This window comes from Microvirga sp. jy35, assembly GCF_056148915.1.
Window position 1 is genome coordinate 1 of record NZ_JBWBEW010000025.1, and the last position, 21,323, is coordinate 21,323.

At 61.1% G+C, this 21,323-nt stretch carries 18 protein-coding genes and 1 pseudogene; 11 read left to right on the forward strand and 8 right to left on the reverse strand.

The window, feature by feature from the left end; all coding sequences use genetic code 11:
- Positions 1-390: pseudogene (locus AC0QTX_RS17535) on the forward strand (hypothetical protein); the annotation flags it as partial.
- Positions 391-549: 159 nt separating this feature from the next.
- Here AC0QTX_RS17535 and AC0QTX_RS17540 read toward each other — a convergent pair.
- The 3 genes from AC0QTX_RS17540 to AC0QTX_RS17550 all read right to left on the reverse strand — a co-directional run bounded on the left by AC0QTX_RS17540 (position 550) and on the right by AC0QTX_RS17550 (position 5,030).
- Positions 550-1,659, reverse strand: coding sequence for a DUF3616 domain-containing protein (locus AC0QTX_RS17540; protein ID WP_474605102.1), 1,110 nt, complete (start codon positions 1,657-1,659; stop codon positions 550-552).
- A gap of 378 nt (positions 1,660-2,037) precedes the next feature.
- Positions 2,038-3,900 carry a TRAP transporter large permease subunit gene (locus tag AC0QTX_RS17545; RefSeq protein WP_474605103.1) on the reverse strand — a complete coding sequence of 621 codons (1,863 nt, stop codon included), beginning with the start codon at positions 3,898-3,900 and terminating at the stop codon, positions 2,038-2,040.
- Between the two features lie 71 nt (positions 3,901-3,971).
- Positions 3,972-5,030: a LacI family DNA-binding transcriptional regulator gene (locus tag AC0QTX_RS17550; protein ID WP_474605104.1), complete on the reverse strand. Its 1,059-nt coding sequence runs from the start codon at positions 5,028-5,030 to the stop codon at positions 3,972-3,974.
- A 102-nt stretch (positions 5,031-5,132) separates the two neighbouring features.
- On the opposite strand from AC0QTX_RS17550, the gene AC0QTX_RS17555 reads away from it, so the two are divergent.
- The 4 genes from AC0QTX_RS17555 (at position 5,133) to AC0QTX_RS17570 (ending at position 9,363) form a co-directional block, all read left to right on the forward strand.
- On the forward strand, positions 5,133-6,149 hold the full coding sequence (locus AC0QTX_RS17555; protein WP_474605105.1) for a TRAP transporter substrate-binding protein: 1,017 nt from the start codon (positions 5,133-5,135) through the stop codon (positions 6,147-6,149).
- 97 nt (positions 6,150-6,246) lie between these two features.
- Positions 6,247-6,786 carry a VOC family protein gene (locus AC0QTX_RS17560; RefSeq protein WP_474605106.1) on the forward strand — a complete coding sequence of 180 codons (540 nt, stop codon included), beginning with the start codon at positions 6,247-6,249 and terminating at the stop codon, positions 6,784-6,786.
- A gap of 8 nt (positions 6,787-6,794) precedes the next feature.
- Positions 6,795-8,060, forward strand: a complete 1,266-nt coding sequence (locus tag AC0QTX_RS17565) for a ribulose-bisphosphate carboxylase large subunit family protein (protein ID WP_474605107.1) — start codon at positions 6,795-6,797, stop codon at positions 8,058-8,060.
- A gap of 13 nt (positions 8,061-8,073) precedes the next feature.
- Positions 8,074-9,363 (forward strand): four-carbon acid sugar kinase family protein, encoded by a 1,290-nt coding sequence (locus tag AC0QTX_RS17570; RefSeq protein ID WP_474605108.1) that lies wholly within the window; start codon positions 8,074-8,076, stop codon positions 9,361-9,363.
- 89 nt (positions 9,364-9,452) lie between these two features.
- Here the strand turns inward: AC0QTX_RS17570 and AC0QTX_RS17575 are convergent, their stop codons facing one another.
- Positions 9,453-10,844, reverse strand: a complete 1,392-nt coding sequence (locus tag AC0QTX_RS17575; RefSeq protein WP_474605109.1) for a fused MFS/spermidine synthase — start codon at positions 10,842-10,844, stop codon at positions 9,453-9,455.
- Between the two features lie 161 nt (positions 10,845-11,005).
- On the opposite strand from AC0QTX_RS17575, the gene AC0QTX_RS17580 reads away from it, so the two are divergent.
- On the forward strand, positions 11,006-11,380 hold the full coding sequence (locus AC0QTX_RS17580; protein WP_474605110.1) for a hypothetical protein: 375 nt from the start codon (positions 11,006-11,008) through the stop codon (positions 11,378-11,380).
- Positions 11,381-11,556: 176 nt separating this feature from the next.
- Positions 11,557-12,834, forward strand: coding sequence for a multidrug effflux MFS transporter (locus AC0QTX_RS17585; RefSeq protein WP_474605111.1), 1,278 nt, complete (start codon positions 11,557-11,559; stop codon positions 12,832-12,834).
- A 228-nt stretch (positions 12,835-13,062) separates the two neighbouring features.
- Here AC0QTX_RS17585 and AC0QTX_RS17590 read toward each other — a convergent pair whose 3' ends face one another.
- The 3 genes from AC0QTX_RS17590 to AC0QTX_RS17600 form a co-directional block, all read right to left on the reverse strand.
- Positions 13,063-13,824 (reverse strand): SDR family NAD(P)-dependent oxidoreductase, encoded by a 762-nt coding sequence (locus tag AC0QTX_RS17590; protein WP_474605112.1) that lies wholly within the window; start codon positions 13,822-13,824, stop codon positions 13,063-13,065.
- Positions 13,825-13,898: 74 nt separating this feature from the next.
- Entirely contained in the window at positions 13,899-15,533 is a 1,635-nt protein-coding gene (locus tag AC0QTX_RS17595) for an acyl-CoA synthetase (RefSeq protein WP_474605113.1), read from the reverse strand.
- Between the two features lie 40 nt (positions 15,534-15,573).
- Positions 15,574-16,383: an IclR family transcriptional regulator gene (locus tag AC0QTX_RS17600; protein ID WP_474605114.1), complete on the reverse strand. Its 810-nt coding sequence runs from the start codon at positions 16,381-16,383 to the stop codon at positions 15,574-15,576.
- A gap of 456 nt (positions 16,384-16,839) precedes the next feature.
- Here AC0QTX_RS17600 and AC0QTX_RS17605 point away from each other — a divergent pair, with 456 nt between their 5' ends.
- From AC0QTX_RS17605 to AC0QTX_RS17620, 4 genes are all read left to right on the forward strand, one after another.
- Positions 16,840-17,850, forward strand: coding sequence for a TRAP transporter substrate-binding protein (locus AC0QTX_RS17605; RefSeq protein WP_474605115.1), 1,011 nt, complete (start codon positions 16,840-16,842; stop codon positions 17,848-17,850).
- Positions 17,851-17,956: 106 nt separating this feature from the next.
- The gene (locus AC0QTX_RS17610) at positions 17,957-18,760 is read left to right on the forward strand and encodes an SDR family NAD(P)-dependent oxidoreductase (RefSeq protein ID WP_474605116.1); all 804 of its coding nucleotides are present in this window, start codon (positions 17,957-17,959) and stop codon (positions 18,758-18,760) included.
- Between the two features lie 12 nt (positions 18,761-18,772).
- Positions 18,773-19,654, forward strand: a complete 882-nt coding sequence (locus tag AC0QTX_RS17615) for an alpha/beta fold hydrolase (RefSeq protein ID WP_474605117.1) — start codon at positions 18,773-18,775, stop codon at positions 19,652-19,654.
- A 19-nt stretch (positions 19,655-19,673) separates the two neighbouring features.
- Positions 19,674-20,558 (forward strand): PCC domain-containing protein, encoded by an 885-nt coding sequence (locus AC0QTX_RS17620; RefSeq protein ID WP_474605118.1) that lies wholly within the window; start codon positions 19,674-19,676, stop codon positions 20,556-20,558.
- Positions 20,559-20,722: 164 nt separating this feature from the next.
- Here AC0QTX_RS17620 and AC0QTX_RS17625 read toward each other — a convergent pair whose 3' ends face one another.
- A complete protein-coding gene (locus AC0QTX_RS17625; RefSeq protein WP_474605119.1) occupies positions 20,723-21,223 on the reverse strand; it encodes a GAF domain-containing protein in 501 nt (166 codons plus the stop codon).
- Positions 21,224-21,323 lie beyond the last annotated feature (100 nt).

Sequence of the window (21,323 nt, forward strand, 5' to 3'; positions counted from 1 at the left end):
GACGATGAGGGCGGCTACCTGAAGATGGGGGTCTACCGCAGGGCCTCGTCCGAAACCGTGGCCGTCAACTACGACAATATGCAGTTGGTAGAAGGCAAGACGGCTGCCATGCCCAGCCAGGGTTCTGTCAATGAGACCCTGGAGGCCGCGCTCGGCGGGAACGCCATCGATGTCAGCCAGTACGATGCCAACAAATATGCATCCAGAGATCAGGCCTTCGTGTTCATTGGCGATGAAGAGTTCACAAAAATTGGACAGCTGCGCTTCTATCACGACAGAGAAGACGAAGTGACCGTGATCGAAGGGAACACTGATGCGGATCTGAGGCCGGAGTTTCACCTCAAGTATCAGGGTCTGATTACCCCTCAGGGATCCGATTTCATTCTGTAAAGATCTGCAGTGGAGGTTCTGCCTCCACTGCTCACTTTTGTCCTGCGACTTGCTCGCCGTCGCTGGAGGAGCCAACGGACAACAGACTTCCTTTCGGCCTGCCATCCACACGGCAGTTCACAACCTTCAGTATCGAAGAGCTACCGGCATCTGCCCCCTTCAGGCTCCGCCTTGTTTCGCTGGGCTCGGACAAATCACGTCAGCTCGCACTGTAAACCTCTCGGCGTCGGTCCGCTCCGGGGCCGGGGCATCGTAGATGATCAGCAGAGCGCCATCGCCTGCCTCAGGCCAGAGCTCAAGCCCCTCTGGATGATCCACATGCAGCCGGTAGGGCAGTTCGGCCACCAGCTCTATGCGCTCTGATGGGATGACTCCCGGCTCATCATCATACGCTGCGTCCCGCCACCGCAAGACAAACGCCGGTCCTTCCAGGGACATCGTGGGACCCACCAGCAGAAGAAGATCATCTCCGGCAAATCGCATGTCGCGAATCCCCAGACCGCGCGTATCGAGCAGGTGCTTGCGATAGCGCCGCCTCCCATCGACCCGGCAGGCCTTGAGCCGATCTGGGGCTTTCTGCTTCAGCTCCAGATCGAGCACCACCGCATGGCCGCGCAGCACAGGGCCTCGCATCCCCAGCCAGACCCGGGTTCCCCGCACCGCCAACCCTTCAACATCGAAGCCGTTCTCCTTCGACGGAATGCTCAGAAATGGCCCAAGATGCGGATCGGCCGCAAGCCACCGCTCAAGAGCGCTCCGGTTCTTGCCCAGCTTCAGCCAGGAGGCCTGACGCTCACCTTCTGACCGAGCAGGGGCGAGGAGGCCCGACGCTTCTTCCACAAGAGGAATGCGCCCAAGAAAGTAGCGGTTCGGCTCGCGTTCGATCTCTTCCATGTTCTGAAGAGCCTCGCAGCCGCCGTTCGCCTCACGCTTGGGTTTTGAGCGCTTTCGAGAGTGAGAGCCGACAATCCAGAGATAGCCGTCGACCGCGCACAGACCCTCGATGTCCATCTCGCCGTCCGCGCCAGCAGGAAGGTCGACCAGAGCATCCAGGTCGTAGTGCTGGTGATCTCCGAAGCTGCCGTCGTTCAGGCGACGGAGGCGCTCAATGCTTGCGGTCTCGTCGCAGGCGAGAAAGAGACAATCCCCGGCCCGCGCGACGGCGGAGAGATCCTTGTGAAGCGGGTCCTCCACATGGCGGAGCGGACGCCAGTCGGAAAAGGTGAGGGGAACTTGGTTGATGGTTTCAGCAAGGCCGGTATCGGACACAAGAACTCCAGGTGAGGTGGCGCTGGATCGTCAACGCGCGAACTTCCATGGGAGCACCAGTTGAGACAGGACTTTGGTCGTTTTGCCAGGCGAAAGCGTACATCTCGCAGGAATCGGCTAAGGATCACCCCAACCTTGACAGGGTTTCTTTCATGGCAGCAGCTTCAGCACATTCCGTTGATTCATGTTCGTGCAAATTGCACAACCGTTTCGAGGCCCTTCTCAGGCTCCCGTGAGCTGCACCAGATCGGGCTCTGAAGGATCTGTTGATAGGGTAGTCAGGCTCATCAGAAAGCCCGCGAGAAGAGTCTCGAAATCGGTCCTTGTTGTAGAAGGCTGCTGCTCCAAGGCAGCAGCCAGCCTGTTCTGTATCGGATATTACAGATAGGCGGTCGAGAGCGCCGGGATCATGGCGATGAAGAGAAGTCCGACGAAGAGCGCTCCGATATAGGGCCAGATGGCCCCCATGGCTTCGTCCGGCGAGACGTTGCCGATTTTGCAGGCGATGTAGAAGCCGATGCCAATGGGCGGCGCCATCAGGCCCACGTTCATGGCCGTCACCACGACCATGGAATAGTGGATGTCGTTGATGCCCAGGGTCTTGGCGATGGGAAACATGATTGGCGCCATGAGGACGATGGCCGGCAGCCCTTCGAGCACGCAGCCGAGCACCATGAACACGGCAATCGTCACGAGCATATAGGAAATCCAGCCGCCGGGCAGATCGGTGACCATCGCGGCCATCTTGAAGGCGAAGCCGGTCTGGGTGAGCGTCCACGCCATGGCGGAGGCGGTTCCCAGGATGATCAGGATCGCGCCGCTCAGCGCCGCCGTCTCGACGAGCATTTGGTAGATCTTGCTCGGGCGGATGCCGCCATACAGGACCATGCCGATGATGAGGGCATAGAGCACCGCGATGGTGGAGACCTCCGTGGCTGTTGCCACGCCGCCGCCGACAGCGCTGCGGATCAGGAACGGCAGCACCAGGGCCGGAGCGGCCACGGCCAGGGTCTTGCCCACTACCCGAAGGGGAGCGCGGCGGATGCCGTCCATGACCTCGCCGCGGGCCTTCCAGCGTGCGAGGATGGCGAGCACGAGGAGCAGCACCATGGCGATGACGAAGCCGGAGGTGAACAGGCCGGCGATGGACACGCCGGCCACCGAGCCGAGCACGATCAGAACGATGGAGGGCGGCACCGTATCGGCCATGGCCGCGCCTGTGGCCAGCAGGGCGATCATCTCCTTGGGCTTGTGGCCGCGCCGCTTCATCTCGGGGAACAGGGCGGGGGCGACGGTGGCCATGTCCGACACCTTGGAGCCGGAGATGCCGGAGACCAGGAACAGGGAGCCGAGCAGCACATAGGACATGCCGGCCCGCACGTGCCCGAGCAGGGAGGCGAGGAACTCGACGATGGCCCGGCCCATGCCTGTGGCATCGAGGATGCAGCCGAGGAACACGAAGACCGGCACCGACAGCAGGATGAGGCTCGACATCCCCTCGTCCATCCGGCCAATCATCACCATCGTTGGCACAGAGCTGGTGAAGGTCAGGAAGGTGAGCGCGCCGATGCCGAAGCAGAATGCGATCGGCACGCCGATGGCGAGGAAGAAGGCAACGAAGCCCACGAGGAAGATGAGGATGTTGATATGGCCGAGTGGGGGCAGGGACGGGGAGGCAAGCCACAGCAACGCGCCTGTTGCCGCGATTGCAGCCGCTGCCATGGAGATCTCGGACACCTTGGCAGCACGCGCCGTTTCCCTGAGAGCCAGGAGCGCCATCAGGCCGATGCCGACCGGGAGAGCGGCCACGCGCCAGCTCATGGGAATGTTGAGGGCCGCCGAGGTGATGTACGATTCCTCGATTACGTACTCGATGGCAGGCCACAGCATGCCGATCAGAAAGACCGCAACGAGAAGCGGCCCCAGCGCGCCGAAGAAGCCGCGGATTCTTTCCGGGAACATATTGAGGAACAGCGTCAGGCGAAGATGCTCGTTGCGATCGATGGCGATAACTGCGCCGAGCATGGCTAGCCAGAGGAAGCAGAAGGCGGCGGCCTCGTCGACCCACACCACGGGGAGCGAGAGCACGTAGCGCGAGGTCACCCCCATCAGGAGCAGTCCGATGATCACCACCAGGAAGATGGAGGCGATGATCTCGATGGGCTTGAGGAGTGCCGACCCACTTCGCAGACCGGTCGGCATGTCTTCGATTTCGCCGACGCCGATGCTCTCTGTTGCCATTGTCATTGTCTCCTCCATAGTCCCTGATTGTCTCTGGTGCTTTTGTTCTTCGCTGTTGTGGATGCTCGGCGTCAGGGCAGATTTTCCCTGAAGACCACTTCGACACGCATGGGATCAGGCGGGCTGTTGAGCCTGTGCCCCTCCCGCAGGTCGCGGAACAGGGTTGCGCATTTGGCTATGGTGTCTTCGGCGCTTTGGGTGATTACTGCATCCATCGTGCCATCGAGCAGGAACTCGCGGGTGTCGCTGGTCAGCCCGTGGCCGACGAAGACCACCTCCTTCTGGCGCCGGGCATCCTTGAGCGCGCGTCCGATGCCAGAAGCGCCACCCCCGATATTGTAGATGCCATCAAGGTCTGGATGATGAGACAGCAACGTTCGCATCTGCCGATAATTGAGCGCCTCGTCGTCATGCCCTTCGCGCAGGCCGACCACGTCGATGTCCGGATACAGTTCCTGCAGAATGTCGAGGAAGCCCATCTCGCGCTCCCCATGCGCGCGGTAGCTGAGACTACCGGCGATCATGGCAACCTTGGCGGGACGCTTAGCAATAAAGCGGGCTAGAAGATAGCCTGCCATGCGCCCTGCAGCCCGGTTGTCGAGACCGAAATACGCTGTCCGCGTCGGACTGGCCAAATCGGAGATCAGCGTCACCACGGGCTTCCCAGCAGCAGTGATGCGGTTGACGGCTTCACGTACCACCGGATGCTCGATGGCCATGAAGGCAATACCATCCGCATGCTTGGCGTGGCGGTGCAGCGCCTTCGCGAGCAGGTCAGGATTGAAGCTGTCGATGTACTCGACCGTGGGCTTGATTGAGAAGCGCTCCAGCTGCGAGGTCATCTCACTGATCATGCGGCCGAGCATGGTAATGTAGCGGTTGGTCCCTTGTGGAAGTATGAACGAGATCTCCGCGAGAGGGCGCACGTCACGGATTCGCTCGTCGCTCTCGTCCACATAGCCAAGCTCCGCCGCGGCTTTCATGACCCGCTTGACCGTCGTCTCCTTCACACCCTGTCGTCCGTTCAGAACACGGTCGACCGTGGCGGTCGAGACATCGGCCAGTCGCGCGATATCCACGATAGTGGTGCGACGGCTGTAAGTAGAGATCCGGGTGAGAATGCTCATCATGTTACATCAAAAAACATCAAAATTTTGATTTGACCACATCATTAATATGACTGATTTTTTCATTCGGAAAGAGCAAAACAACTTTTCGGGAGAAAATACGCCATGACCATCAGCAGAAGGACGCTTCTCAGGGGCCTCGGAGTTGCTCCGGCCGCCGTCAGCCTCTTCTCGATCCCGCGTTACGCTCACGCTGCTGAGATTACGCTGCGCTACGGCAACAACCTGCCGCTCAGCCATCCCCTCAATATCCGCGCCAAAGAGGCGGCAGACCGGATTGCGAAGGAGACGAACGGGCGCGTCGAGATGCAAATCTTTCCCGCCAATCAGCTCGGCGGCGACACGGACATGCTTTCCCAGGTGCGCAACGGCGCTCTGACCTTTTTCACCCCGTCGGCACTGGTCATCGCAACTCTCGTTCCCGTCGCAGCGATCAACGCCGTGGGATTCGCATTCAAGGACTACAACCAGGTCTGGGCTGCCATGGACGGACCGGTCGGGGCCTTCGTGCGCAAAGCCATCGCCGATTCGCGGCTGCATGCGCTTGAAACCATGTGGGACAACGGATTCCGCCAGATGACCACGAGCGGGGCGCCCATCCAGAGTGCCGACTCGATGAAGGGGCTGAAGATCCGTGTTCCAGTCAGCCCGATCAGCATCTCGATGTTTTCTGGCCTCGGTGCTGCGCCGGCCAGCCTCCAGTTCAGCGAGGTCTATACCGCGCTCCAGACCAAGGTCGTCGATGCCCAGGAGAACCCGCTGCCGATCATCCAGGTGGCCAAGCTCTATGAGGTGCAATCCTCCTGTGCGCTCACGAACCACATTTGGGACGGCTACTGGTTCATCGCCAATGGTCGCCAGTGGGCAGGCATGCCGGCAGACGTGCAGGAGATCGTCTCCCGTGCCATCAACGAGGCGGGCCTGAAGCAGCGGCAGGACATCAAGGGCCTCAACGAGTCCGTACAGGCCGATCTTCAAAGCAAGGGGCTGTCGTTCAACCAGTGCGATACGGAAAGCTTCCGGGCGAAACTGCGAGAAGCCGGCTTCTACAAGGAATGGAAGCAGAAGTTCGGTCCAGAGGCATGGGGCCATCTCGAGAGCGTTGTCGGAACGCTCGCATAATGAATGCTGTCCGATTCGATGGCTTCCATTGGATCTTCCTCCTTCTCCTCGGTCGCGGCTCAAGAAGCCGCGTCCTCATCGAATCTGCAGGTAAGGTATGAGCCGATTTTTCGGAGAGATCAGGCAGGCTGGCTATGTTGTCGACGACATCGAGGCCGCCATGGATTACTGGTCGCGTGTTCTCGGCATCGGCCCGTTCTTCTACAAGGAACGCGTGCCGATTGAGAACTACACCTATCGTAATGAGAGCTACCATCCGCATAATTCCGTTGCTTTGGCCAATTCCGGCCCCCTCCAGATCGAGCTCATTCAGACCCGCAACGATGCACCTTCCATGTATCGGGATTTCAAGCAGGCCGGTCATCGGGGCCTGCAGCATGTCGCCTACTGGACGGAAAGCTATGATGCCGATCTTGAGCGTCTGATGAAGCAGGGTCTTTTTCCCGTAATGAGCGGCGAGGTCGGCGAGCGCGGCCGCTTCGTCTATTTCGACACTGAGTACCATCCGGGCACAGTGATCGAGCTGTCCGAGGTGGCTGGACCGAAAGGCAAGATGTTCCAGCTGATCAGGGAGGCTTCGGAGGGCTGGGATGGGCGTGATCCTGTCCGGCCGTTCCCTGATCTCTCTCGGCTCTGAGGCCCGTCATGCCGGACGCATATTACGAGGCGACATATCTCGTCGAAACACCTCTGCCGCTGGAGGCGGTGGCCGAGGTGATGGCCGGCGAGCAATCCTGCGGCACCTTCACGCGCGTCGAAGGTGAAACAGAGGAACTGCGCGAGCGAGCCCGGGCGAATGTTGTCTCTATCCGGGAAATGGGTGAGGTAGCGCAACCGGCTGTCCGCAGTTCCTGGCTCGATCGCAAGGGCATGGCAGCTCCCTCACGTCGCGGTGAGGTGGTGGTGCGGTTTCCGATCGCGAATGTCGGCGTGAATCTGTCCACGCTTGCCGCGACCGTAGCCGGCAATCTCTTTGATCTCGGCGAAGTGACAGGATTGCGGCTAGAATCTCTTAGACTGCCTAGTTCTTACAGGAGGCAATATGCGCTGCCCCGGCACGGCATTGCGGGAACGCGGCGCATGACCGGCGTGGCTCAGAGTGCGCTCGTCGGATCAATCATCAAGCCGAATGTCGGACTTCGTTCCGAGGAGATCGCATCACTGGTGGAGCGCCTTTGCGCGGCCGGGCTCGACTTCATCAAGGATGATGAGATCGCGGCCAATCCCGTCCACGCACCCCTGTCTACCCGCATTCCAGCCGTGATGGCTGCCGTGCGTCGGCATCAGGATCGAACCGGCAAGCACGTCATGATTGCCTTCAACATCACCGACGAGACGGACGCCATGCGACGCCATGCGGACCTGGTGGCAAGGGCGGGTGGAAGCTGCGTGATGGCCAGTTTGAACTGGTGCGGATTCTCGGCGATCGAGACCTTGAGACGTGACACCGACCTAGTGATCCATGGCCACCGCAACGGTTACGGCGCGTTCTCGCGCCATCCCGCACTCGGCATCGGTTTCATGGCCTATCAGACGCTCTGGCGCCTCGCTGGCGTCGACCACATGCATGTTCATGGTTTGGGTGGAAAGTTCGCGCAACCAGACGAGGAGGTGGTGGCGAGCGCCAGGGATTGCTTGACATCGCTCTGCGACGTTGATGACCGGGTTATGCCGGCGTTCTCGTCCGGTCAGTGGGCGGGAACCGTGGAGCAGACCTATCGCGCCGTGAACACGTCAGACCTGCTTTTCATGGCAGGCGGCGGGGTTATGGCCCACCCGGGCGGACCCACGGAAGGGGTCGCGAGCATTCGTGAGGCCTGGCGGGCAGTGGAGGCTGGCGAAAGCGTCGACAGCGCGCGTACGAAGCATCGCGCACTTGCGGAAGCCTTCGGCTTCTTCGCGAAGCACTAGAAGGACGGAAGCCGTGGTGAACCCGTCCTATGGCTGGTACGGAGACGATTTCACGGGAGCAACGGATACCCTCGCCACAGTCGCGCGACGCGGTCGCCGTGCCTTTCTCTTCCTGCGGGTGCCGGATCCGCAGAAGCTGGCTCAGGTCGGTCCTCTGGAGGCCGTAGGGATTGCAGGTGCCGCACGTGCGATGGAACCGAGCGAGATGCGGGCCGAACTCGCACCCGTCGGCGCGTTCTTCCGCGATCTCAGAGTTCGCATCCTGCATTACAAGTGCTGCTCAACCTTCGACAGCGCGTCCGCGCGCGGGAACATAGCAGCGGCAGCCGCAATCTTGCGTGAATACGTGGCGCACGGAACCGTTGCCATCGTCGGCGGCCAGCCCTCGCTTGGTCGATACTGCGCCTTCTCGAATCTGTTCGCGTCATTCGGCGTCGAAGGAGGTGTCTTCCGGCTCGATCGTCACCCGACCATGAGCAGGCATCCGGCAACCCCGATGACCGAAGCGGATCTGCGGAAGCATCTTGCCGCTCTCGGCATGGGGGATGTAGAGGCGATTCACTGGCCTTTGCTGGCCGGTGATCCAGAAGCCGTTGCCGGCGAATGGCAACGCCTGTCCACACTATCCTCCGCAGTGCTGCTTGATGCGCTCGACGAGCAGCATGTGGACGCCATCGGACGCTTGCTCCGAACGGAAAGCGGGCTGCACTCCTTGCTGGCCGTAGGACCTAGCAGCGTCGCCCAAGCCTTCTTCGAAGAGGAGGGAATGATGGTGAGCCATCCACCGACACAGATGGATGGGCCTGTGCTTGCTTTTGTCGGGAGCCTCTCTCCAACGACGAGAACCCAGGTGGCTGCCGCGCGATCCTACACACATATGGCCGTGGATCCCGGCAGCGTCTTATCGAGTACGGATTATCGCGAACGGATCATCGACAAAGCCGCGACTGCCTTGGCCCAGGGCAGGCATGTCATGCTCTCGACCGCCCCCGAGGCAGGGGATGCTCCTCATTCAGCGGATGCTGATCTGGCACCGATCAGCGCCTTCCTCGTCGATGAGGTTCTCAGGCGTCGTCCGGTTCGGCGGTTGGCTATAGCCGGCGGGGACACATCAAGCCGGATTGTCGGCGAACTCGGATATTGGGGTCTTGGCTATCACAGCCAGATCAGCAACGGAGTGGCCGTCAGCCTGGCGCGGAGTGATGACTCATCCCGTGATGGGATGCTCGTGATGCTCAAAGGCGGCCAGATGGGCCACGAGCAGTTGTTCGAGACATTTCTGGACAGTCGAGCTGTCGCGTGAGCAAGAACGCACAGTCGCTTGTCGCTGCAGACAGAAGAGGCAAGGTCCGCCATCGGCTCGCGCGTGACGCTGAAGGTTGATTACGCAAGCTAGTAGTCTAGGAACGAGCGATTCTGGTCATCCGTGTAAATGTCATGTGGGTCGTTCTCGACCCTGCGCGCAAGATAGAGCACACTCGCGACGTTGCCGGTTCGCGTCTCCGGGAGAACTTGACGGGTGACGAAGGGAAACACGCTGCGGATCGTTGCATCGATGCTGCGGCTGAACCGATCGGCGAAGTCGGGCGATGTGATGATGTTCATGACCACCTGACCGTCCGGTGCTACAGCCTGTCTCACCGCAGCAAACGCCTCGCGGGTGATCAGGTCCGGCGGCAGGCTGATCCGGTTGGTGAAGGCGTCGAGCACCACAACATCATAGGTTAGAGTGTTGCGGCGCAGGAAGGCGCGGGCGGATTCAGGCACGAAAGTCTTGTTCGGAGACAGACGCTGACGCAGAAAATGCTCTTCGCTCACTTCTCGCAGGGCAGGATCGATATCTACATAGGTATAGACATGGAAGCGATCCTCCAGGCCGATGGTGAACCCTCCGGCCCCGATGACGAGGATGCGGCGCGGCCGGTCGGTGTCGAGCCGCCTGAGAACCTCCTTGTCGATGAACTTAAGGTACGCAAAGCGGTGCTCCGGATGGTCAGCGATCTTTGAGGATGGGCTGTTGTTGATGACCAGGAGACGGCTGTTCTCGGCCGTATTGGGTACGATCCGCACCTCGCTGTAGAGATTGTTGCTGACGATGCCATAGGCCCTGACTGCCGCGGGACTGTTGATCGCGATGATGTAGAGGCCAAGGGCACCGGCCATGAGGACAAGCTTCCTGCGATCCTCAATCTGCCAGCCGATGACGGCTGCAAGAAGGACCAGAAGCCCAAGAGTGACAGCGACTGTGATGTGAACGCCGAAAAAGGTCATGAACACCAGGGTCGACACTACCGAGCCCAGGAATGACCCAAGGGTGGACAGGAAGAGCATCAGCCCCGTCGAGCGGGGCAGGCTGGCGCCGGTTGAGCAATAGGCGACCAGCGGGATGGACTGGCCCAGAAGGTAGACTGGATAGACCAGGAACAGGGAGGTGTGGACGGCAGTCTGGACCAGGCGATGGGTGAGACCAATGCTGTCGAGGATCTGGAAAAAGGCGGCCAGAAAGGGATGGGATAGCCCGAGGCTGAGAAGCAGGGCGGCAATCAGCAGGTTCCGGGTGAGCTGCCGGCGCACGCCCGCCTCATCGCCACTGGCAAAACTGGCCCGACCGCCAGCCTCGTAACCAAGTGCCAGGGGAAGCAGAACCGCCGCAATGACGATGGCAACGGTGTCGGTTGCGTTGCCCACATAGGGGGTGAGCTGACGGATTGCGAGGAGTTCCACCGCGAGGACAGCATAGCCCTCGATTGCAATGGCACTCAGGAGAAGTGGGGAGGGGAGCATCAGCGGTCACCAGCATTCGGTTGAGCAACGATATATGCGACGCACGCCGGACGCATTCTCACTTCGGTGTGACAAGCCCGATTGTCCAGGCTCCGGAACGATAAGCGTTGCTGTGGCATTGCCTCATACCTTCATCAACACGTACTGGGATGACAACAACCATGTTCGACAGTCTGCCGGCGGCATTGCTTGCACTCTTTCTGGCGGCATGCGTTCTCTGGCTGATCTGGCAGGCGTTCCGTCGTCTTCTGGCGCCTCGCAGGAGAAAGCTGGAGCCTTCCCTTGGCAATGAACCCGGCAATGGCCGGATGGAGCCGACCAGCCCTCGGATGGGCGCTGCGACATCGACCATTCCGGATGCCGCGGATGTTCTTGCTCTCAAGGCCGCTATCGACAACCTGGCGCGACAGGTAGCTGCTCTGGAGAAACGTCTCGCGGTCGGTCAGTTGAACCTCCCGCCCCAGCCATCCCCGGGCGATAAGCCTGTCGATCAGAGCCCCATAATTCCATCCGTCTCGCCAGACCACCGAATCTAACGCAGATTTGCCGGAAAACGACCGATCCCCTGACCCGTGAGCCGCACAGTACCTGCAGTCGGCTGCCTCCATCTGGGACCGCTGCCGACAGGTGTGGTGTGCGCATAGCAGGCTTGTTGCCTACGAGGAGACAGAGCACTGTCCCGGCCTTACATCCGATCCAGCTTGTGCAATATATGTCTCTCCCATCTGCCAAGCTGTCCAAGGGCACCTCCGGAAACGATCTTGAAGCTATGACCCTCCACACTGCCGCAGGGGCTCAGCCCACCCCGAAGCCTGGCTTTATTGCGCTGCTCATCGCCGTATCCGCCGTGAGCCCCCTCGGGATCAACATGTACCTGCCCTCCATGCCTGGCATGGCGCGGGCGCTGGGCGTCGATTTCACCACCATCCAGTTGACCCTGTCGCTCTATCTCGGCGCGATGGCCTTAGGCCAGTTGATCATCGGGCCACTCTCGGACAGGTTCGGGCGCCGGCCCGTGCTACTGATCGGACTTCTGACGTTCGTGGCGGGCTCAGCCATTTGCCTGTCGGCTCAGAGCATCGGGGTTCTTATTTCCGGTCGCATCGTGCAGGCAATCGGAGGTTGCGCCGGGATCACCCTGAGTCGCGCCATCGTACGTGACCTCTATGGGCGCAACCAAGTGGCCAGCATGATCGCCTATGTCACCATGGGCATGGCAGTCGCTCCCATGATCGCACCAACCATCGGCGGTGTGCTCGAGACGTTCTATGGATGGCGCGCATCGTTCGCATTTCTGATCGGGTTCGGTGGACTTGCGCTCTTGTTTGCCTATTGGCGGCTCAGCGAAACAAACCATAGTCGCGCTTCGGGGGAGACTGCCCGCGAACTCTTGCAGGGCTACGGGAGCCTTTTTCGCTCACGACAGTTCTGGGGCTACACACTGGTGACCAGCTTCGTGTCGGCCATGTTCTTCGCTTTTCTGGCTGGCGCCCCGTATGTGATGATTGAACTGCTGGGGCGCAGTCCAGCGGAGTATGGGTTCTATTTTGCCATGGTGCCGTGCGGCTATATCCTGGGCAACTTCGCAACAGGCCGCATTGCAGGGACAATGGGCCCCAATCGAATGATCCTGGCAGGCACGCTCCTGTCACTGGCCAGCATCGCGGCCATGGCCGCTCTGATTGCTTCAGGCTTCCTGTACCCGGTCGCCCTGTTCGGTCCGATGCTCTTCATCGGTGTGGCGAACGGGCTGGTCCTGCCGAGTGGCATCGCGGGTGCCGTGAGCGTGAGGCCGGATCTCGCAGGGGCGGCGGCGGGCTTGTCCGGAAGCTTCCAGATTGGATTCGGGGCGCTTGTCGCTCCCGTCGTTGGCGCTGCACTGAGCTCGACAGTCTGGCCGCTGATCGCCATCATGACGACCTGCTCGTTGCTGGCGATTGCTTCTCTTGCCCTTGTTTCGGGCCAGCGCCAGCCCTCCGGAGGCAGCTAGAGCCATCGATCGGGATAGCGCCTCGCTGGGAGAGTCCGGGTTCGGCATTGAGCCGGATCAGCGGTAGCGTCTGTTCAATAGCGGAAAACCGGACATCGCTGCGAGCAGGGATTCGTGGTGACCTGGAGGCTTAGGCCTCCGAACTGCCTGCCTGGCCCCTGACGCCGATCCGCGTGACAAAGCCTCGCCTGGGCGCATATCTCCACGATGGGGAACAAGCGTCCCGTGTCACTGCCCCAGAAGACCTGCGGCTGTAAATCCGCCATCGACACAGATCGTCTGTCCCGTCACGAACCCTGCTTTCTCGTCGTCCAGAAGGAAGATCGCCATGCTGGCGATCTCGGACGGCTCTCCATATCGCCGCTGAGGAACGCGTTCGATCCACTCGGCCCGGATCCGGTCGGTGTGAATCTCGCGCACGAGGGGCGTATCGATGGGACCCGGCGCAATGGCGTTGACGCGCACCCCCGAAGCTGCAAGCTCCACGGCCATGACCTGCGTCATTGTGATTACGCCTCCTTTCGAGGCGCCATAGGCGACCCTGCCGATGTTGCCGCGGATACCGGATACGGATGCGATATTGACGATTGCACCCCTGCCGCGCTCGCACATCCGCTTGGCGATCTCGCGGGAGGTCACAAAGCTGCCGACGACGTTGATGTCGAGGATCTTGCGGAACAGCTCGGCGCTGGTGTCGAGCGCGGCTACATCCTTCGCGACACCGGCGGCGTTGACCAGTCCGGTGATCGGGCCGATCTGCGCCTCGCATCGCTCCACCGCTTGCACCACTGCTGCTTCATCGGCGATATCCAACTGAAGGAATTGAACGGCTTGGCCGGATTGCGCCAGCGCTTTTCGGCTCTGATCGAGGTTCCTCTCGTCGCGATCCGCGATGATGGTGTGCCAGCCCTGAACGAGCGCCGCTTCGGCGATGGCAAAGCCGATCCCTGAAGCTCCGCCTGTGACGAATACTGTTTGCTGCACGGACATCGCGTTCTCCTGCTCTCTGGCTTCTCCTGCCAGGCCGCTCACCAGCATACGTCATTGAAGCGGGATCGCGGCGTTCATCGTTGCTGGGGAGGCACCTCAGCGCTATCGATGGGCTTGAGGCAGCCTTTTGTCTCCAGCTCCTCACGAATGGTCTTCTTGCTGATCTTGCCATAGGCCGATTTCGGCAGGGCATCCCAGAAAAATACGCGCTTCGGGAGCTTGTAGCGTGCGATCCTGCCGTCGAGCCAGGCGAGGAGTTCACCCTCGTTGAGCGTCTGATCCTGCCGCAGGGCGCAGACGGCGACGCCGGCTTCTCCCCAGGTCCTGTCAGGCACGCCCAGCACCGCGACTTCGGCAACAGCCGGGTGGGTGAGGATCTTCTCCTCGATCTCGCGCGGATAGATGTTCGAGCCGCCCGAGATGTACATGTCTGAGGCACGGCCGGTGATGTAGAGATAGCCGTCCTCATCCATGTGGCCGAGATCGCCGGTCCTGAACCAGCCGTCCCGGAAGGCTTTCGCATTGGCTTCCGGGTTGTTGTAGTAGCCGGCGAAGACAGCTGGCCCGCAGACGCAGATCTCGCCGGGCACGCCCGCCGGCACCTCAGTCCCCTGATCATCCTGGATCGAGACCTGCATGCCGGTGCGCTCATAGCCACAGGTTCCCACCTTCACATCAGGTCCGTCTTCCGAATCGTGGAGTGCGGGAGGCAGCACGGTGATGTTGCCGGTAACCTCGCCAAGTCCGAAATATTGCACCAGCACCTTTCCGAGCTTCTTCAGCGCGTGCTTCTGATCCTCCCGGTACATGGGAGCACCGGCATAGATCACATAGCGCAGGGAGGAGTGATCATGCGCATCGACCGAGGGGTGCTCCGTCAGGAGCTTCAGGATGGTAGGCACCGTGAACATGCTCGTGATGCGCCACTTCTCTACCAGGCTCCAGGCCTCGCCAACGTCGAAGCGTTCGCCTGACAGCAGCACCGTCTTGGCAGCGCGCGCGACCTGTACGAGCTGATGGACGCCGGCACCGTGGGATAGAGGTGCAACCACCAGAGATGCATCGGCGTTCGTGGTGCCCGGCATCAGGTCGCAGAGATGGTTGGTGATCACGAAGGCCATCTGGCCGTGAGTCAGGACGGCGGCCTTCGGACGACCTGTCGTCCCCGACGTGAAGAAGAACCAGCACGGATCGTCATGCTCCACGGCCTCTTCCGGCACCGGTTGCTCCAGGTGACGTTCGACGAGATCGTCGTAGTTTTCGCCGAAATCCGAATAGCCGATGGAGATGAGAAACCGAACGGCGGGCGCGGCTTCAGATATTTTCTGAGCATGGTCGGGAAAGTCGCCGTGACAGATCATGGCCGAAGCACCGCTCGCCTGTGCCAAATAGGCGACTTCGTCCGGTGTCTGTCGGAAGTTCGTCGGCACCCAGACGGCACCGAGCCGAAAGCAGGCGAACATCGACTCGAACATCTGGTTGCAGTTCTTGGACTGCACCAGCACGCGGTCGCCTTTCCTTATGCCTCTTGCGGCAAGCGCCGCCGCCATGGCGTCCACACGCCTGTCTAGTTCGGCCCAGCTCCACGTGCTCTCACCCCAGACGAAGCCGATTTCCCCGCCGTGCCGGCGTGCAGCCTGACGCAGGATGTAGGACAGATTCATGACCCGCTTGGTGGCAGGTGTGATCAGGGGAGGGCTGCTGTTCATGGGGCTCGTCTCGAATGGCGAGGGGGATGAATGGACATGATCAGGCGCTCGCAGGAAAGAACATCTTGTGGAGCTTGCTCTCGACGCGCTCGACCTCGGTTCTGAGATGCCGGACGAGTTCCGGCTGCCGTCCGGCGCTCATGCGGCTGTCGATGGCCGCGAGGCTCAGCGCACCGGCGATGCGTCCGTCCGGAAACCTGATCGCCAGTCCGATTCCCCAGGATCCGGCAACGATCCGGCCGGGATTGAGCGCATAACCCTGCCGCTGCGCTTGAGCGATATCATCACGGATCTGCTCCACCGGATAATAGGAGTAATGGGTTTCGAGAGTCTTCCTGTTCGCGGTGAGGATGGTCTCCACCTCATCGTCGTGGAGAGAGGCAAGCATGGCGAGCGAGCCGGCGCCAATGCCGAGAGGATGCTGGTTCCCTACCTGGAGAGCATGGGTGCGTACCGGATAAGTGCCTTCCTCCCGGTGCAGGCACACGGCGTAATTGCCGCGCCTCACGGACAGAAAGCTTGTATCCATCGTGACATCGGAGAGATTGCGCAGACTCTCGAGCGAAAGCTCGAGCAGACCGTGACGACGCGAGGCGAGGGTGCCGAGCACATAGGCTTCCTCGCCCAGATAATACCGGCGAGACCGCGCCTCCTGCTCCACGAGGCCGGCTCGCATGAGCGCGAGGAGCAGACGCCGAGCCGTCGGCTTGTTGAGGCCGCTCTCCTCGACGATGTCACTCAGCTGGGCACCGCGTTCCGCTTCACGCCCGACGAGGGCCAGCAGACGCAGGGCTCTGTCCACACTCTGGGACCCTGACAGATCACCGGTCGACAAGGAGGCATCATCCATTGTGCAGTTCCGTCGTCGGTCCACATGATGGACCGAAACTGCCGGTCCTCATCCTTCCGCACAGGCTAAATTGCTTCGACCCATGTTGCAATGGTTTGTAAGACGTGTATCTTTTTGCCACTCGCGGCGAAACAAAGATCCATAAAGTGGACCTAATGCGGAGATTTTATTGCGATCGCTACAAGGGCGGGAGGAAGGCAGATGAGTGTTGCGGGGACCGGCATGAAGCGCTCTCGACCTTGCCTGCACGCTGGTCCAATTCGCTTGAGCGGAGCGTGAGATGTCGCCCTGGGTTCGAGTCTGGCGCTTCCTGAGCGGCGGAACGCGCCATCTGTCGGAGCACTGTTCGTCGGCCTCGTTCTGATCGCCGCGATCCCAAGCATTTCCACCGCTTTCCTGTGACGCGGGAGCCAAAAGTCCAACGCCGCCTAAACAACAAGCATGAGGGAGAGAAACATGATCATTACACGACGTACCCTGCTGCAGGGCACTGCCTCCGCGGCATTCGCAGGTAGCTTCGGAGTTCGTGCCCAATCGGCCGAGTTCACCTATAAATATGCCAATAACCTGCCCGTCACCCACCCGATGAACCTGCGCGCGAAGGAAGCGGCCGACAGGATCAAGCAGGAGACTGGCGGGCGGGTCGAGATCCAGATCTTCCCCAACAACCAGCTCGGCTCTGACACGGATATGCTGAGCCAGGTCCGGTCAGGCGGCGTCGAGTTCTTCACCCTCTCGCCCCTGATCCTGTCCACGCTCGTGCCAAACGCCTCGATCAGCGGCATCGGCTTTGCCTTCCCGAACTACGACAGTGTCTGGAAGGCCATGGATGGTGAGCTCGGCGCCTATGTGCGTAGCCAGATCACCAAAGCTAACCTCGTTGTCATGGACAAGATCTGGGACAACGGCTTCCGGCAGATCACCAGCTCCAACAAGGCAATTCAAACCCCGGACGATCTGAAGGGCTTCAAGATCCGCGTGCCGGTGAGCCCGCTGTGGACCTCCATGTTCACGGCCTTCGGCTCGGCCCCGGCCAGCATCAACTTCGCGGAGGTCTATACGGCGCTGCAGACGAAGATTGTTGATGGGCAGGAGAACCCGCTCGCAATCATTTCCACTGCAAAGCTCTTCGAAGTTCAGAAATTCACCTCAATGACCAATCATATGTGGGATGGCTTCTGGTTCCTGGCCAATCGCCGCGCCTGGGATCGGCTGCCGGAGGATCTGCGCACCATCGTTGCCAAGCACCTCAATGCCGCCGCCGTCGAGGAGCGCGCCGATGTGGCGAAGCTGAACGCCGGTCTCAAGGACGAACTCGTCTCCAAAGGCATGCAGTTCAACGATCCGAATCCGGCCCTCTTCCGGGATGCGCTGCGGAAGGCCGGCTTCTATGCCGAATGGAAGAAGAAGTACGGCGACGAGGCCTGGGCCATCCTCGAGAAGGCGGTGGGCAGCAACCTGACCTGATCAACGGGCTGATCCCTATGTCCTCGCGCCCGGCGGTATCCGCCGGGCGCACGCTGTTTCCTGCTGAACGTGCATTGCGTTCTACAGCCACGCGCTGGAGAGCTTCATGGTCGACCGTCTGAAGGGAAAGACAGCCATCGTTTTCGGGGCTGGGTCCGCAGGGGATGGCTGGGGCAACGGCAAGGCCGCGGCCGTGGCCTATGCCCGCGAGGGAGCCCGCATTATCTGTGTCGATCTCGTCCTGGAGGCGGCGGAGGAAACGGCATCGATCATCGCGAAGGAAGGCGGCAAGGCGGTCGCGGTTGCGGCCGACGTTACAAATACGGAATCCGTCGTGATAGCGGTCGCTCAGGCAATCGAAGCCTTCGGGCGCATCGATATCCTGCACAACAACGTAGGGGTGACCCATATGGGAGGGCCCGTCGAGCTGACCGAGGAGCAGTTCGAGGCCGCGCTGAAGCTCAACATAGGACCCGTCTACCGCACGGCCAAGGCCGTGATCCCACACATGCTGAACCAGGGAGGAGGTGCCATCGTCAACATCTCGTCCCTCGCGGCGATCCGCTGGACGGGCTATCCCTATTTTGCCTACTACGCCACCAAGGCTGCGGTGAACCAGGCAACGGTGGCGCTCGCGATGCAATATGCCCGTCAGGGCATCCGCGCCAACTGCATCATGCCGGGCCTCATCGACACGCCGCTGATCTACCGCCAGATCTCCGGGCAATATGCCTCTGTCGAGGACATGGTAGCGGCGCGCAATGCGGCCGTTCCGATGGGTCGGATGGGGACGGCCTGGGATGTGGCCCATGCGGCGGTCTTTCTCGCCTCCGACGAGGCGCAGTTCATCACGGGGGTATGCCTCCCGGTGGATGGCGGGCAGAGCTGCGCTGTCGCCGAGTTTCGGTGAGGATAAGGTTCAATGGCATTCGCGACCACGAGCGACGGCATCCGGCTTTTCTATGAAGCCTCCGGAACCGGTACGCCTATCGTATTCGCCCACGAGTTCGGCGGTAACCATTGGAGCTGGGAGCCGCAGGTCGGCTATTTCTCCCGCAGGCACCAATGCGTCACCTTCTCGGCCCGCGGCTATCCGCCGTCGGACATTCCGGAAGATGTGGAGAAGTACTCTCAGGCCCGGGCAGCCGACGATATCATCGACGTCATGAATGCGGCCGGGATAGAGAGGGCTCATGTCGTCGGTCTCTCGATGGGGGCTTTTGCCTGTCTGCACGCTGCCTTGCGCCATCCAGATCGCATCCGGTCCGCAGTCGTTGCAGGAGCGGGATACGGCTCCGAAAAGGAGCAGCAGGAGTTCTTCCGCCGTAATTCAGAGCAGGTGGCGCAGGGCTTCGAGGAGCGCGGCGCGCGTGCGTTTGCACCGGTCTATGGGGAGAGCGCCTCGCGGGTCCAGTTTCAGGAGAAGGATCCTCGGGGCTGGCGACTGTTCGTGGATCGGATGGCGCAGCATTCCGACAAGGGTGCCGCCAACACCATGCGCGGCGTGCAGATGCGGCGGCCGTCCCTCTATGATCTGGAAGCCGAGTTGGCGGTCCTTGAGGTTCCGCTGCTCGTGGTGGTCGGCGACGAGGATGATCACTCGGTTCAACCAGGAGTCTTCCTGAAGCGGACGGCGCCTTGTTGCGGGCTCGCCATGCTGCCGAAATCCGGCCATACCCTGAACCTTGAGGAGCCGTCGCTGTTCAACCAACTCCTGACGGAGTTCCTCACCCGGGTGGAAGCAGGGCGCTGGGGAAGGCGTGATCCACGCGCTGATCCGAAGCAGATCATGCGGGCGGATTGAGGCAGCGGGAGAGGAGCTGATGATGAGACGCATCGATCATCCGGGTCCCGCTGCTGACGAACGCTATGTCGCGACGCCCGGCGCGGCGGTGCCGATCCGCTTCGTGCTGGAGCCCGGCCTGACCGTCGACGAAGCTGTTGCTGCGGGCATGAGGGAGGCCGGCTGCATCGGCGGCTTCGTGGAATTCCGCGGCGGGCGGTGCGAACCATTCCGATACGTAATGCCTGCCGCCTCATCAGATCCGCGCTATGTCGCCTGGTACAGTGAGACCTTCGAGCCGGCCGGGCCGGTGGATGTGAGGCGCGCCTGCGCCATCGTCGGCGTGCGAGACGGCAAGACCTTTCTTCATTGCCATGGCCGATGGGACACAGCCGAGGGACAGCGGATGGGCCACATGCTTGCTCCGTTGTCCACGATCGCAGAGCCCATCGAGGTGACAGGCATCGGCTTCAGGGATGCGACCTTCGAGGCCATGCCTGATCCGGAGACGAACTTCACCCTCTTCGAGCCCGTTCGACGTGCCGGAGCGGGCTCCTCGATGACAGGTGCTCGCGCACTGCTTGCAAAGGTCCGTCCCAATCAGGACATCAGCTTCGCCATCGAGGACATCTGTTCAAAGCGAGGCATAGCAAGAGCCAGTATCCATGGCATCGGCAGCTTGAACGGGGTGCGCTTCGTTGACGGTACGCGCGTGGATTCACATGCCACCGAGGTTCTCATCCTGGCTGGCTCCTATGGGAGCGACGGCAGGCAGGACCGGGCGCGGCTGAGTCTCGATGTTGTCGACATGGAGGGAATGATCACCTCCGGGGAGATTGCCCGTGGCGACAATCCTGTATGCGTCACGTTCGAGCTGGTGATTGAAGCTATCGGCATGGAAGCTGCGGAACCGGATCGTCTTTAGCTCATTCAGACCCAGACAAGTCGTTCGACGAAGACCCTGGAGACACGAGTGGGCAAGGCCGTCCGCCGACCACCGACGTGCTGAGGTTGCCTTCGCAGGTCGAGCTTCCCCATTCGGCTTTGCTTAGTGTTAGCGGCGTTCGTCGCTTATGAAGGCTGGATCCCTCAGCTTCTCTTCTCGAGTTCATAGGTGGCGATCTCCCGGACGACTTTGTCCGCATAGAGCTGAAGCTCGGCCTTGTCGCCTCTAGAGAAGGAGCGAGGCTTGGTGTCGATCAGGCAGAGGGCGCCGAGCCTAATGTTCTTCAGGAAGATCAAAGGGGCACCGGCGTAAAAGCGGATGAAGGGATTGCCGGTCACGAACGGGTTGTCCTTGAAGCGATCGTCCGCCAAGGCGTCGCTGACAACGAAAACCTCATCGTTCAGGATCGTATAGTTGCAGAAGGCCATATCGCGCGGCGTCTCGCCCGGCTCTATGCCCTGGGCCGCTTTGATCCGCTGCCGGGCCTTGTCCAGCAGGGTGACCGTGCAAATCGGGACCTCGAAGTGCAGCCGAGTCTCCTCGCAGATCTTATCGAGCGCCGGGTCTGCTTGGTCATCGAGGGCGCCGGTCTCGATGAGAGTCCGCAGGCGCTCCTCTTCATTGGGTGCAATAGGAAAGGACATTGCTCTGGGTTCTCGATGCTTCTTTCCCGAAACGTCTTCCGTTAAGATGCCTGCGCTGTACGGAAAGCCATGACGTTCAGGGGCAGACAATCCGTTTTAG

What these genes read in the sequence shown, in the direction of transcription:
- AC0QTX_RS17545 (WP_474605103.1), bottom strand. Translation starts at nt 3,900, where the DNA reads ATGGCAACAGAGAGCATCGGCGTCGGCGAAATCGAAGACATGCCGACC.
- AC0QTX_RS17550 (WP_474605104.1), bottom strand. Translation starts at nt 5,030, where the DNA reads ATGATGAGCATTCTCACCCGGATCTCTACTTACAGCCGTCGCACCACT.
- AC0QTX_RS17555 (WP_474605105.1), top strand. Translation starts at nt 5,133, where the DNA reads ATGACCATCAGCAGAAGGACGCTTCTCAGGGGCCTCGGAGTTGCTCCG.
- AC0QTX_RS17560 (WP_474605106.1), top strand. Translation starts at nt 6,247, where the DNA reads ATGAGCCGATTTTTCGGAGAGATCAGGCAGGCTGGCTATGTTGTCGAC.
- AC0QTX_RS17565 (WP_474605107.1), top strand. Translation starts at nt 6,795, where the DNA reads ATGCCGGACGCATATTACGAGGCGACATATCTCGTCGAAACACCTCTG.
- AC0QTX_RS17575 (WP_474605109.1), bottom strand. Translation starts at nt 10,844, where the DNA reads ATGCTCCCCTCCCCACTTCTCCTGAGTGCCATTGCAATCGAGGGCTAT.
- AC0QTX_RS17580 (WP_474605110.1), top strand. Translation starts at nt 11,006, where the DNA reads ATGTTCGACAGTCTGCCGGCGGCATTGCTTGCACTCTTTCTGGCGGCA.
- AC0QTX_RS17585 (WP_474605111.1), top strand. Translation starts at nt 11,557, where the DNA reads ATGTCTCTCCCATCTGCCAAGCTGTCCAAGGGCACCTCCGGAAACGAT.
- AC0QTX_RS17590 (WP_474605112.1), bottom strand. Translation starts at nt 13,824, where the DNA reads ATGTCCGTGCAGCAAACAGTATTCGTCACAGGCGGAGCTTCAGGGATC.
- AC0QTX_RS17595 (WP_474605113.1), bottom strand. Translation starts at nt 15,533, where the DNA reads ATGAACAGCAGCCCTCCCCTGATCACACCTGCCACCAAGCGGGTCATG.
- AC0QTX_RS17600 (WP_474605114.1), bottom strand. Translation starts at nt 16,383, where the DNA reads ATGGATGATGCCTCCTTGTCGACCGGTGATCTGTCAGGGTCCCAGAGT.
- AC0QTX_RS17605 (WP_474605115.1), top strand. Translation starts at nt 16,840, where the DNA reads ATGATCATTACACGACGTACCCTGCTGCAGGGCACTGCCTCCGCGGCA.
- AC0QTX_RS17610 (WP_474605116.1), top strand. Translation starts at nt 17,957, where the DNA reads ATGGTCGACCGTCTGAAGGGAAAGACAGCCATCGTTTTCGGGGCTGGG.
- AC0QTX_RS17615 (WP_474605117.1), top strand. Translation starts at nt 18,773, where the DNA reads ATGGCATTCGCGACCACGAGCGACGGCATCCGGCTTTTCTATGAAGCC.
- AC0QTX_RS17620 (WP_474605118.1), top strand. Translation starts at nt 19,674, where the DNA reads ATGATGAGACGCATCGATCATCCGGGTCCCGCTGCTGACGAACGCTAT.
- AC0QTX_RS17625 (WP_474605119.1), bottom strand. Translation starts at nt 21,223, where the DNA reads ATGTCCTTTCCTATTGCACCCAATGAAGAGGAGCGCCTGCGGACTCTC.